This window comes from Paenibacillus xylanilyticus (assembly GCF_047246825.1).
Classification (GTDB): domain Bacteria; phylum Bacillota; class Bacilli; order Paenibacillales; family Paenibacillaceae; genus Paenibacillus; species Paenibacillus xylanilyticus_B.
This window is the reverse complement of record NZ_JBFOLB010000003.1, coordinates 66,905-79,850: the sequence shown is the minus strand read 5'-3', so window position 1 is coordinate 79,850 and position 12,946 is coordinate 66,905. Positions and strand designations below refer to the sequence as shown.

The window sequence follows — 12,946 nt, the reverse complement described above, 5'->3', positions numbered from 1 at the left end:
TCCGGAACCATTGCGAGGATCATCGGATTCAGGATAAGCAGGCGGTCAATCGGCATGCAGCCGAACGCACACGGGGGATAACATATGGGAACAAATGTGAAGGAACAGGCTTACACCGTAGTGAAGAACGGAACGATTGTAACCCCGCGCGGGTTCGCGGCTGGCGGACTTCATTGCGGGTTGAAAAAAACATCACGCAACGACATCGGAGCAATCCGTTGTGAAGTGCCAGCCACGGCAGCAGCCGTATATACGACTAATGTATTTCAAGCAGCGCCATTGAAAGTCACCCGTGAGAGCTTGAGCAATGGACGCCTTCAAGCGGTCGTCGTAAACAGCGGTAACGCAAATGCCTGTACCGGCCAGCAGGGCGAAAAAGATGCATATGCCATGCGTTCGGCCGCTGCACGTGAACTTGGCGTGGCTGAAGAGGATGTTGCTGTGGCTTCGACAGGTGTGATCGGTGAGTTATTGAAAATGGATGCGGTACACTCGGGCATCAGCGCATTGCCCGCAAGTTTGGGGCAGGAAGCAAACGAAGCGGAGCAATTTTCCCAGGCGATTCTGACGACCGATTTGGTGAAAAAGGAAGCCTGCGTATCTGTCGTTGTAAACGGCAAGACGGTCACCATTGCTGGTGCGGCCAAGGGATCAGGCATGATACATCCCAATATGGCAACCATGCTCGCATTTATGACGAGTGATGCAGTTATTGGGGCAGAGGCGTTGCAGCGCCTGCTGCGTCAGGCGACCAACCATACATTTAACATGATTACCGTGGATGGAGATACCAGCACGAACGACATGCTCGTAGCGATGTCCAGTGGTATGGCGGGGAACGAGGAACTGACCGTGGAGCATCCGGACTGGGAAGCTTTTGCAGCAGGATTCACCTATGTGTGCGAAGTGCTGGCCAAAGCGATTGCACGTGATGGTGAAGGGGCAACGAAGCTGGTAGAGGTGCAGGTTACGGGTGCGGTGAGTGATGAATCGGCACAGGCCATTGCGAAAACGGTCATTGGTTCCAGCTTGGTGAAATCAGCCATGTTTGGTGCTGACGCGAACTGGGGACGGATCATTGCAGCCGTGGGGCGTGCAGGACAGCCAGTAAATCCGGACACCGTTGATATTCGACTGGGAGACATCTCGGTACTTGCGCAGTCCCGTCCGGTGGTGTTCGACGAAGAAGCAGCTCTGGCATATCTGCAGACGGATACCGTTCGCATTGTGGTGGATCTGCACCACGGCGAAGGAACGGCTACAGCCTGGGGCTGTGACCTGACGTATGACTATGTACGAATCAACGCGGCATACCGCACTTAATGAACTATCTTGTTTTATTCAATGTTAAATATTGTGATTTTACATGTAACGGAGAGGGCAGGACCAATCTGTAGAAGCGAAGCGTTCGCGTTTATCCCCGGATTTTACCCTTTAAAAAGGGATCAAAAAATCTGGGGATAACAGCGATCGGAAGATGGTGCTGCAATCGGAGTGGCAAATGTAAAAGGTTTGATTTTATATAGAATAAAAATACGAAAGGAGTGCTCCTCATGAATTCAACATTACAGAATAAGAGTGCCGGAATGGAAAAAGGTGCGGAGAAGCAGACGTTTGTAATGAAATGCGGAGGCAGCACACTAGCGGCATTGCCTGAATCCTTTTTTGCGGATTTGCGTGACCTGCAGTCCCAGGGGACTCAGCCAGTCATCGTGCATGGCGGAGGCCCGGCAATATCGGACAATCTGGCGAAGCTGGGCATCGAAACCGAGTTTGTAAATGGATTGCGCAAAACGACGGAACCCGTGCTGGATGTCGTGGAGATGGTACTGGCCGGAAGCATCAACAAACAGATCGTCCGTTTGATCCAAAGTGTTGGTGGACGTGCGCTCGGCTTGTCCGGCGTGGACGGTGGCCTAATTCAGGCCAAACCGGTTTCTAACCATGCAGAGATCGGCTGGGTTGGCGACGTGACGGGTGTCCAAGCGGAAATTATTCAAGGCATTGTGAATATGGGGTATATGCCTGTAATCGCCCCGGTAGGCGTGGATGCGACCGGACAGCGGTATAACATCAACGCAGATACAGCAGCAGGAGCGGTAGCTTCCCATCTCGGCGTGAGCCGGATGATTGTCGTGACCGATGTGCCTGGAATCATGAAAACCGTTAACGGCCAGAAAAAAGTATTGCCATCCGTCTCCGTACAGGAGATCGAGGACATGATCCAGACCGGAGAAATCTACGGCGGTATGATCCCAAAAGTACGCGCAGCCATTGCGTGTATTCATGGCAAAGTACGCGAAGTTATCATCGTAGACGGCAGCGAACCACAGATCCTGAGCCGTGTGCTTCAGGGCGAAACGATCGGAACCCGAATTATCCGCATGCAATAAAAAGTGGACTTTAATAACAGACAGATTAATATTCTGTACGGATTTATATATAAGTAGATTTGAGCGTTACACGGAAACGGAGAGTGCAGAACCAATCTGTAGAAGCGCAAGCGTTCGCGTTTATCCCCGGATTTTAACCTTTAAAAAGTGGGTTAAAAATTCCGGGGATAACAGCGATCGGAAGATGGTACTGCAATCGGAGTGGCCTCGTGTTAAGTAGGATTGGCTTATATAGGAGTACCAGTGTACTTACAAAAAGGAACAGGAGCGTGAAAGGTGATGGCAAAAGGCATTGAACAGCCAGGTTCTGGCACAGCAGTAGCGGGAGCAGCAGCAACAGGTGCAGCGGCACAGACGGAGAGCTCTCTTTTCCAAACGTATGCACGATATCCAATCAGTTTGGTCAAGGGTAAAGGCAGCTGGTTGTGGGATGATCAGGGCAACCGTTATCTCGACTTCATGTGCGGACTCGCTGTAACGAGCCTTGGTCATGCACCGGAGAAAGTCGGAGCCAAGCTGAAAGCTCAGATCGATGAGCTGTGGCATGTCTCCAACCTGTTCCAAATTCCGGGTCAGGAGAAAGCAGCGGAATTGCTGACAGCCAATACATGTGCCGATGCCGTGTTCTTCTGCAATAGTGGTGCGGAAGCCAATGAGGCAGCCATTAAGGTAGCTCGCCGTTATCACCAGAAGGTGAAGGGGACAGACCGTTATGAAGTGATTACATTTGCCCAGTCCTTCCATGGACGGACACTTGCTACGCTGACAGCCACAGGGCAGGCTAAGGTAAAAGAAGGATTTTTGCCACTCCCAGCCGGATTCGTGACGGTTCCCTTGCATGATACAGCAGCGCTGGAAGCGGCAATCGGTCCCAAGACAGCCGCGATTATGCTGGAAATGGTTCAGGCCGAGGGTGGTGTATATCCGGTCGAACCGGAATTCGTTAAGCATGTACGGAAATTGTGTGACGAGCATGGCCTTTTGTTGATCGTGGACGAAGTACAGACCGGAATGGGACGTACAGGCAAACTGTTTGCCCATGAACACTATGGCATCGAGCCAGACGTTTTCACGGTAGCCAAAGGGATTGGTAGTGGCTTCCCGGTAGGAGCGATGCTGGGTAAAGGTTTCCTGCGGGATGCGTTTACCCCGGGCAGCCATGCAACGACATTCGGGGGTACGCCGCTTGCTTCTTCCGTGGTGATTGCCACGATTGAAACGATGCTGGAAGATCGCCTGCCTGAGCGCGCTGCTGAGATGGGGGATTATCTGATGAGCTCCCTGCGGAACCGTTTGGCAGGCAATTCATTTGTGAAGGAAGTTCGCGGATTGGGACTGCTGGTCGGAATCGAATGTGCAGAACCGGTGGGTGACATCGTACTGGCTGGACAGAAACGTGGCATCTTGTTCGTTAACGCAGGGCCGAATGTTATTCGTCTGCTTCCGAATCTGTATGTGAGCAAGGAAGAGATCGACGAGGCTGTATCCCTGGTGGCGGCGCTGATTGAAGAGCACGTAGCAGCTAAGAAGGCCTAATACGTTCTGACAAATGAAAAACATGCTGCTCTTGGGGCCTTTCATGGCCCCGAGCAGAACAAGATGATGAATCCCTGCAGCCGCGCGGAGAACCAACGGAAGATGGGGTTGAGCAATAGCCTGGTGAGCATGCGCTCCTGCTGCTCTCTTCTGCCTGAGCGGGTGCAGGGAACCGGAAATAAGGAGGACAACATTCATATGACAACACAACAAACGGAGAAAATCCAGAAGGTCGATCTTAGAGGCCGCGATTTTATTGAGTTTACGGACTACACAGCCGAAGAAATCCGCTACTTGCTGGATCTGGCGATTGAGATCAAAGGCAAGCAAAAAAGTGGCGTACCTTATCAGCCGCTGAAAGGCAAAACGATCGGACTGATTTTCGAAAAATCATCCACGCGTACACGTGTATCCTTTGAAGTAGGCATGTTCCAGCTGGGTGGGCACGCGCTCTTCCTGAGCAAGAACGATATCCAGCTTGGACGCGGGGAAACGACTCATGATACGGCCAAAGTATTGACCCGCTACCTGGATGGCATTATGATCCGTACCTTTGGGCACCATAATGTGACTGAATTGGCGGAGCATGCCGATATCCCGGTGATTAACGGTCTTAGCGATGCTGCTCATCCGTGTCAGGTGCTGGCAGACTTCCAAACGGTGTTGGAGCACAAAGGCAAACTGGCTGGCCTGAAAATGGCTTATGTCGGAGATGGTAATAACATGGCACACTCCCTCATGCTGGGTGCAGCGAAGATGGGAATGCATGTTGCTGTAGCGACGCCAGAAGGTTATGAGCCAGACAGCGCAGTGGTAGAGCAAGCACGCACCATCGCACAGGAAAGCGGTTCTCAGGTGACTGTGACGTACAGTGCGCAGGAAGCCGTGAAGGATGCAGATATCGTCTATACCGATGTATGGGCAAGCATGGGATTTGAAGAGGAGCAAAAGATTCGTGAGCAGGCATTTGCCGCGTATCAGGTAGATGAGGAACTGATGAAAGGCGCGAAGCCGGATTACATGTTCCTGCATTGCCTCCCTGCACACCGTGGAGAAGAAGTGAGTGCGGGTGTGATCGATGGACCGAACTCCCTGATCTTTGATCAGGCGGAGAACCGGCTGCATGCACAAAAAGCCTTGATGGCCGCGTTAATGAGCGAATAGCCGCTGTTTGTCTAAATGAGTTGATTTTAGGCGCAGGGTTAGCGATGATAGATAAAAGTGTATAGTAACTGAAACTGGGGAGGACCAACGAACATGGCTAAGGAAAAAATCGTACTCGCGTATTCCGGCGGGTTGGACACATCTGTAATTTTGAAATGGTTGAAAGAAACCTATGATGCGGAGATTATCGCATTTACTGCGGATATCGGACAAAAGGATGAGCTGGACGGCTTGGAAGAAAAAGCACTCGCTACGGGCGCTTCCAAAGTGTACATCGACGATCTGCGCGATGAGTTCGCGAAAGATTTCATCTACCCGATGTTCCAGGCGGGAGCTCTGTATGAAGGACAATACCTGCTCGGTACAAGTATCGCTCGTCCGTTGATCGCTAAACGCATGGTTGACATCGCTCGTGCAGAAGGGGCTACAGCGATTGCTCACGGCGCTACGGGTAAAGGAAATGACCAAGTTCGTTTCGAGTTGAACGCAGCTGCGCTGACACCTGACATTCAAGTGATTGCGCCTTGGCGTTTGGAAGAATTCCGCAACCAGTTCCCAGGACGTGCCGAGATGATTGCTTACGCAGAGAAACATGGTATTCCGGTAACTGCATCGGCAGCTAAACCGTACTCGACCGACCGTAACCTGCTGCATATCAGCTATGAGAGCGGCGTGCTCGAAGATCCTTGGTTCGATCCAAGCACGGACGAGAACAAAGACATGTTCCTGCTGAGCAATGCACCGGAAGATGCACCGGATCAAGCGGAATATGTTGAACTGGAATTCGAACAAGGCAACTGCGTAGCACTGAATGGCGAGCGTTTGAGCCCTCTGCAAGTGATGGAACAACTGAACGAGCTGGGTGGCAAACACGGGATTGGCCGTGTCGACATGGTCGAGAACCGTTTTGTCGGCATGAAGAGCCGTGGCGTGTACGAGACACCGGGTGGAACGATCCTGTTCACAGCACATCGTAAAATGGAATCCATCACCATGGACCGTGAAGTCATGAACCTGCGTGACAGCCTTATTACGCGTTACAGCACACTCGTTTACAACGGCTTCTGGTTCGCACCGGAACGTCTGGCATTGCAAGCGCTGGTGAGCGAAAGCCAGAAAAACGTAACAGGTACCGTACGTGTGAAACTGTACAAAGGCAACATCATTGGCGCAGGCGTGAAAAGCCCTGTCAGTCTGTACAACCCGGACATTGCTACCATGGAAGCTGACCCAACACAAGCGTATGATCAAGGGGATGCAACCGGCTTTATCCGCCTGAACGCACTCCGTCTGAAAGTCAATTCCGGCGTGGAACAAAACAAAAACTAATTCATTTTAAAATAGAGCTTATCAATACCATACAACTATACAAGGCAGGCCGTTCTTGCACATCGGGCAGGGGCGGCTTTGTCCATGAGCGAAAGGGGAGAACTCACCGTGAGCAAGCTGTGGGGAGGACGTTTTACCAAACAAACCAATCATCTGGTTGAGGAATATACGGCGTCAATCAACTTTGACAAAGCTTTGGCAGAGGAAGACATTCAGGGCAGTCTCGCCCATGTAACCATGCTGGGCAAATGCGGCATTCTGCCTGCAGAAGATGTGGAGACGATCAAGGAAGGCCTGATTACGGTACTGCACAAAATCCGTGCGGGCGAAGTGGAATTCTCCGTTTCGGATGAAGACATCCACATGAACATCGAGAAAAACCTGATTGAAACGATTGGCCCTGTCGGCGGCAAATTACATACAGGTCGCAGCCGGAATGACCAGGTGGCAACGGACATGCACTTGTACCTGCGTGAGCGTGTGGTTGGTTTTGTCGGCATGCTGCATGCGCTGCAGGAAGCTTTGATCGGACAGGCAAAAGACAACCTCGATACGATTGTACCAGGGTATACCCATCTTCAACGTGCGCAACCGATCCTGTTCGCTCATCACCTGATGGCGTATGTTTCCATGTTCCAACGGGATGCTGAACGTCTTATGGACAGCTACAAACGCATTAACGTTCTTCCGTTGGGTGCAGGTGCACTCGCGGGCACTACGTTCCCGATTGATCGCCATTTTGTGGCGGAACAGCTGGGTTTCGACGGTGTGTATGAAAACAGTCTGGATGCGGTTAGTGACCGTGACTTCATCGTTGAATTTCTGGCAGCAGCTTCCCTGATCATGACTCACTTGTCCCGTCTGAGTGAAGAGCTGGTGCTGTGGAGCAGTACGGAGTTTGGTTTCGTTGAATTGGACGATGCGTTCTGCACAGGCAGCAGCATTATGCCGCAGAAGAAAAATCCGGACGTTCCCGAGCTGGTTCGTGGTAAAACCGGACGTGTATACGGCAACCTGATCGGTTTGCTGACTGTACTGAAGTCTCTTCCACTCGCCTACAACAAAGACATGCAGGAAGACAAGGAAGGCATGTTCGATACGGTGGCTACGCTGGAAGGCGCACTGCAGTTGTTCGCTCCGATGATTGCGACGATGAAAGTAAACAAGGATCGGATGCGTCAAGCGGTAAACCAGGACTTCTCCAATGCTACGGATATTGCCGATTTCCTTGTAGGCGAAGGTTTGCCTTTCCGTCAGGCGCATGAAGTGATCGGTAAAACGGTGCTGTACTGTATCCAGAACGGCAAGTATTTGCTGGATCTGACGATCGATGAGTTCCGTCAGTTCTCTCCGCTGTTCGATGAACGCATCTATGACGTGCTGCAGCCGGAAGCGGTTGTGAACGCGCGTAATGTGTATGGCGGCACAGCTTCCGGTCAAGTGGCAGAGGCTATCGGACGCAGTGAAAAGGTGCTGGAGATTACGGAGCAGTGGATTACAAACCGCGGCTAAGCCGCGGTTGCTATATGAATACAAAGCGATACAATGCAAAAGCAGACCAGAGAGGGACTTCCTCTGTGGTCTGCTTTTTTTGCTGTTTCCTCATAAAATTTGAAATTGAACTTATCCATTACTCAATTCGAAATGAATCATGGTTCCATTTATAAGGCGTTCCTCTTTATTTCCGTTCAGGCAGAGGCAGCCAGTTCAATACATTTTGAATCTTGGCATCCCAATAGGCCCAGTCATGGCCACCTGGTTCTTCTTCATACGTCAGTTGGAAATCGGTCTGTGCGCAAGCTTGGCGGAAGGACTGATTATCCTCATACAGGAAATCTTCCGTTCCGCAACATTGATAGAGCAGAGGCCGTTGACCTTGGCTTTCTTTTAACAAATGAATCAGATCGTTCTCGGTGCCTGCTACCTGTGGTCCGAAAATTCGTTGCAGCTCGGCCTGCTGCAGCGCTGATGATGCGTTTCTGTCCATATGTGCAGCCATATCGAGCGCCCCCGATAAACTTGCTGCCGCGGCATATTGTTCCGGTTTGCGCAGAGCCAATTTGAAAGCTCCATAACCACCCATGGACAAGCCGGCAACATAGTTATCTTCGCGTTTGGCAGACAGCGGGAAGAAGGAACGCGCCAGCGCAGGCAGCTCTTCACTGATGAATGTCCAGTAACGTCCGCCTTCAGCCATATCCGTATAGAAGCTGCGGTGCACCTGCGGCATGACAACAGCAATTCCGAGGTTGGCTACATATCGTTCAATGGAGGTCCGGCGCAGCCAGATGGAATCATCATCGGATAAACCATGCAGCAAATACAGCGTAGGATGCAGTCCCTTACCCGAGACGTTGTCCATTCCGATCTGAGTATGGGTCTGTTGTGGCAGAATAACATGCATGCTCGTGCTGAGTCCAAGCGCGTCGGAATAAAAATCACATTTAATCAGTGCCATATCTCAAAAGTAACCCCTTTCATAATTCCATTCGCAAAAACGTTCATACCCGGTCTGAAATGAAAGGTTATGAACCTGCAATGGTTCCTTAGTGTCTATCACACAGGTTATACCCAAAACCCGTTCATTGCAATAACAACATCCATTGGAGGAAAACTAAAGGATCCACAATTCAGGCAGCTGCTACAAAGGGATTCATTTTGGAATGGATCGGAATGAAAGCCCGTAATTCATCCACACTTCACAACGTAACAATGTTATGTTACACTGTTTTCAACATAAAGGGGGACCATATATGACAGAAGACTTGATCTCCAAGAAAGACTTGCTGGACCTTACCGGTATTTCCTACGGCCAGTTATACCGCTGGAAGCGGAAAAACCTCATTCCGGAAGAATGGTTTATTCGGAAGTCTTCGTACACAGGGCAGGAAACCTTTTTTCCAAAACAGCAGATCCTGCCGCGAATTGACAAGATCCTCAACATGAAGGATGGATTGTCTCTGGATGAGCTGGCAGACGTGTTTTCGCCCACATTGGGTGAAGTGGAAATGTCTGCTCAGCAATTAATAGACCGAAACATTGTTTCATTGTCTTCGCTTGAACTGGTTAGAGAGGCAGGACGGGAACAGCCCATTTACGCATTGGAGCAAATCATGATGCTCTATGTACTTGAAAAGCTGCTATTGAGCGGGGATATCACCCGTCAGGAAGGCTCCTTGCTGATTGATGTCATGTCTGAGCATTACTACCGTTTCGCGAGCAGAGCAAGTGAACTATTGCTTATTCGCAAGATGGGTGTGCCGACATTCATGCTGGTAACGGCAGGAACGGAGCTTTATTTTGACAACGGTGTGAAGGTGGTTCTCAGGCAGCCGATGGGGACGTATATGGAAGAGTTAAAACTCAAATTGGGATAAGGAGAGGATCATAGATGGAAGAACGGAATTTGCGCAATGATCTGAACGTAGCAGGTATGAGCCAAACGGCAGGCGGGAATTTTCACCGGGTATCCATTGATGGCATGGCCAAGGTAAACGGTAACCTGGATTGTACCTCCCTAAATGTGAATGGCACATTGAAGATGCAAGGAGCTTTAAGCGCAGAAAGTGCAACGATTAACGGCATGTGTACGCTGAACGGCCCCTTGATCAGTTCCCGTGTTCGTGTGGATGGCATGTCAACCATTAACGGAAACCTCAATAGCCCAGAACTTGAAGTTAACGGGAAGTGCACCGTACGTGGACGGGTGGATGGGGAACGAATCGATATCGGCGGCATGATCGATATTGAAGGCGATGTTCAATGCGAGTCCCTGAACGTACAGGGCAATATTAGAATCAGTGGCTTCCTGAATGCAGGAACGGTAGAGATCAGGCTTCATACCTCTTCTTCGGCCAAAGAGATTGGCGGGGAACGCATTGATATTCGCCGCAGGGAACAAAGCGGTTTTTGGAAAAGCATTGGTCTGGGCGGAACACCCTCATTTAAGACATCCCTGATCGAAGGAGATGAAATTGTGCTGGAAGATACCCAGGCGGATATTGTTCGCGGCAGTAAGGTGCATATCGGTCGTGGCTGTAATATCAGGCTGGTCGAATATTCGGGTGAGCTCGAGGTGGATCAGGATGCGAAGGTGGGCAGCAGTCAGCGGATGTAGACTTGATAGGGCGAGAAAGGAATGTGACCGACGTGAATAACCATTTTGGTAGTCCATTGGATAAGAAAAACGACATCAGCATTATCGGTGAAGGTAGCTCCGCTGGCGGTGTGTACGACAAGGTCAAGGTCGTGGGGGATTCCTCGTTTAATGACAATCTGTTTTGTGATCAATTCAAATGTACGGGGACATCGGTCATTTATGGATCGCTTGAATCAACAGATATTAAAATTACGGGAACCCTTACCTTGACAGAGCGAGCTCCTGTCCATGAAGGTGAGGGTGGAAACCCTGTATCTGGTGTGCATGCAAAAGCTGAAAAGATGAAAGTAGTAGGTGAGATTCATCTATCAGGTGATTGTCAGGCGGAAAATTTCAAGCTGAATGGTCGTTTTACGATTGCTGGTATGCTCAGCGCAGAGCAAATGACCATTAGAGTCATGGGTCCATCCGAGGTCAGGGAAATAGGTGGTTCGATCATTTCGGTGAAGAGTGGCCGGGGAAAACTGCTGGAAGGTTTGTTTACTGGTAACAAACCCATTCTTACGGCAAACCTGATTGAAGGCGACGAAATAGAATTAGAGAACACGGTAGCCGAGGTTGTCCGAGGGGATAAAATAAAAATTGGCCCAGGCTGCCGGATTGGTACAGTGGAGTACAACTCCTCCTTGCAAATCCATTCACAATCGGAAGTTTTGATCCAGCGCAATCGGTCCTTGGACTGATTAATGACTGCAGCTTTTCGGATATACTATTTCAGTCATATGAATAGAGCGTGAATGGAGAGATTGAGTACAATGGTTGCACGTAAAAACAATATTGGATTGGTGCTGGCAGGGCTGCTGCTCAGCATACTGATGGCTTCGATGGACAACACCATCGTGGCAACGGCGATGGGGGATATCGTCGGCAAGTTGGGTGGACTCGACAAGTTTGTTTGGGTTACCTCAGCGTACATGGTAGCCGAGATGGCAGGTATGCCGATCTTCGGTAAATTATCCGACATGTACGGACGGAAGAAGTTTTTTGTATTCGGTATTATCGTGTTTATGCTTGGATCGGCGTTATGTGGAACAGCCACATCCATTGTGGAATTGACCATGTACAGAGCGATCCAGGGGATTGGTGCAGGTGCATTGGTTCCGATTGCCTTTACCATCATGTTTGACGTGGTTGCACCAGAGGCACGGGGGAAATTGGGCGGATTGTTTGGAGCCGTGTTTGGGTTGTCCAGCGTATTTGGACCGCTGCTGGGTGCTTACATTACGCAGTATGCCACGTGGGAATGGGTCTTTTATATCAACCTGCCGCTTGGTCTGATTGCGTTTGTATTTATTGCGTTTTTCTACAAGGAATCTCATCAGCATCAATCCCAGCAGATCGACTGGCTGGGCGCAGTGACGCTGATTGGTGCGGTGGTCTGTCTCATCTTTGGACTTGAACTGGGCGGCAAAACATATGCCTGGAACTCGTGGCAGATCCTCGGTTTGTTTGCCGGATTTGTAGTGCTGACGCTGCTTTTCCTGTGGGCAGAATCGAGAGCAAAGGAACCGATCATCTCTTTCGGCATGTTCCGCAATCGGGTGTACTGGTCCAGTAATGTCATTGCCATGTTCAGTGGTGCGGCATTTATTACGGCATCGGTATATATTCCGATTTTCATTCAGGGCGTGCTCGGCGGCAAAGCAACCAATTCCGGTCTCGTTTTGCTGCCCATGATGCTGGGGTCTGTCGTAACCGCCTCAATGGGTGGGGTGCTGATGACCAAGATTAAATATCGGAATATTATGATCCCGACGCTGGCGCTGCTGGTTCTCGGTCTTGGCCTATTAACCACACTGGATGCAGATTCGTCCCTCTGGACAATTCGCGTATTTATGGTGTTGGTTGGTCTGGGTGTCGGAGCTTCGTTCTCCGTGCTCAGCAATGCGGCCATGAACGCGTTTGAACCGCAAAGACGCGGAGCTGCGAGCTCCACACTTAACTTTTTGCGGTCACTCGGGATGACCATGGGGATTACGATCTTTGGGATTGTACAGAGCCAGGTATTTACGCGCAAAATGAACGATGCCCTGGCCGGATCTGCTGCTGAAGCAGGCGGGGCGGGAGCTGGAGTTCCAGCGGGCGGTATGCCTGAGGGCTTGAATCTGAGCGATCCACATGCCTTGCTTTCACCAGAGCTTAGACAGGCGATTCCGCCTCAGGTGCTGGAGGCAATCACTCAGGCGTTGTCTTCTTCCATTGTGCAGCTGTTTGCCTGGGCTGCCATACCGGCCGCACTGGCCCTAATTGCTGCCTTCTTTATGGGAAAAGACAAGATGGTTATAGGCGAAGAGCAGGGAGAGTATACAGCAGGGCACTAAATGAAAAACCAAAGACACACCGTTCTGTTTCCATTATGGATAAC

At 50.5% G+C, this 12,946-nt stretch carries 11 protein-coding genes; 10 read left to right on the top strand and 1 reads right to left on the bottom strand.

Going from position 1 to position 12,946, the window contains the following annotated elements:
* Positions 1–84 precede the first annotated feature (84 nt).
* The 6 genes from argJ to argH all read left to right on the top strand — a co-directional run bounded on the left by argJ (position 85) and on the right by argH (position 7,934).
* Complete coding sequence (argJ, locus tag AB3N00_RS19795; protein WP_413036133.1) at positions 85–1,323, top strand: bifunctional glutamate N-acetyltransferase/amino-acid acetyltransferase ArgJ; 1,239 nt, start codon at positions 85–87, stop codon at positions 1,321–1,323.
* Between the two features lie 230 nt (positions 1,324–1,553).
* The gene (gene argB / locus AB3N00_RS19790) at positions 1,554–2,393 is read left to right on the top strand and encodes an acetylglutamate kinase (protein ID WP_413036132.1); all 840 of its coding nucleotides are present in this window, start codon (positions 1,554–1,556) and stop codon (positions 2,391–2,393) included.
* Positions 2,394–2,672: 279 nt separating this feature from the next.
* Positions 2,673–3,929, top strand: a complete 1,257-nt coding sequence (locus tag AB3N00_RS19785; protein ID WP_413036131.1) for an aspartate aminotransferase family protein — start codon at positions 2,673–2,675, stop codon at positions 3,927–3,929.
* A 198-nt stretch (positions 3,930–4,127) separates the two neighbouring features.
* Positions 4,128–5,093, top strand: coding sequence for an ornithine carbamoyltransferase (gene argF, locus AB3N00_RS19780; RefSeq protein ID WP_413036130.1), 966 nt, complete (start codon positions 4,128–4,130; stop codon positions 5,091–5,093).
* Positions 5,094–5,186: 93 nt separating this feature from the next.
* Positions 5,187–6,422 carry an argininosuccinate synthase gene (locus AB3N00_RS19775; RefSeq protein ID WP_175394711.1) on the top strand — a complete coding sequence of 412 codons (1,236 nt, stop codon included), beginning with the start codon at positions 5,187–5,189 and terminating at the stop codon, positions 6,420–6,422.
* Between the two features lie 108 nt (positions 6,423–6,530).
* Positions 6,531–7,934, top strand: coding sequence for an argininosuccinate lyase (gene argH / locus AB3N00_RS19770; RefSeq protein WP_175394751.1), 1,404 nt, complete (start codon positions 6,531–6,533; stop codon positions 7,932–7,934).
* 166 nt (positions 7,935–8,100) lie between these two features.
* Here argH and AB3N00_RS19765 read toward each other — a convergent pair whose 3' ends face one another.
* Positions 8,101–8,880 carry an alpha/beta hydrolase gene (locus AB3N00_RS19765; protein ID WP_413036129.1) on the bottom strand — a complete coding sequence of 260 codons (780 nt, stop codon included), beginning with the start codon at positions 8,878–8,880 and terminating at the stop codon, positions 8,101–8,103.
* 295 nt (positions 8,881–9,175) lie between these two features.
* Between AB3N00_RS19765 and AB3N00_RS19760 the strand changes: the two genes are divergently transcribed.
* The 4 genes from AB3N00_RS19760 to AB3N00_RS19745 all read left to right on the top strand — a co-directional run bounded on the left by AB3N00_RS19760 (position 9,176) and on the right by AB3N00_RS19745 (position 12,902).
* Complete coding sequence (locus AB3N00_RS19760; RefSeq protein WP_413036128.1) at positions 9,176–9,799, top strand: YhbD family protein; 624 nt, start codon at positions 9,176–9,178, stop codon at positions 9,797–9,799.
* A 14-nt stretch (positions 9,800–9,813) separates the two neighbouring features.
* Positions 9,814–10,539, top strand: coding sequence for a polymer-forming cytoskeletal protein (locus AB3N00_RS19755; RefSeq protein WP_413036127.1), 726 nt, complete (start codon positions 9,814–9,816; stop codon positions 10,537–10,539).
* Between the two features lie 32 nt (positions 10,540–10,571).
* Positions 10,572–11,264, top strand: coding sequence for a hypothetical protein (locus tag AB3N00_RS19750; RefSeq protein WP_413036126.1), 693 nt, complete (start codon positions 10,572–10,574; stop codon positions 11,262–11,264).
* 72 nt (positions 11,265–11,336) lie between these two features.
* The gene (locus AB3N00_RS19745; RefSeq protein ID WP_413036591.1) at positions 11,337–12,902 is read left to right on the top strand and encodes an MDR family MFS transporter; all 1,566 of its coding nucleotides are present in this window, start codon (positions 11,337–11,339) and stop codon (positions 12,900–12,902) included.
* Positions 12,903–12,946 lie beyond the last annotated feature (44 nt).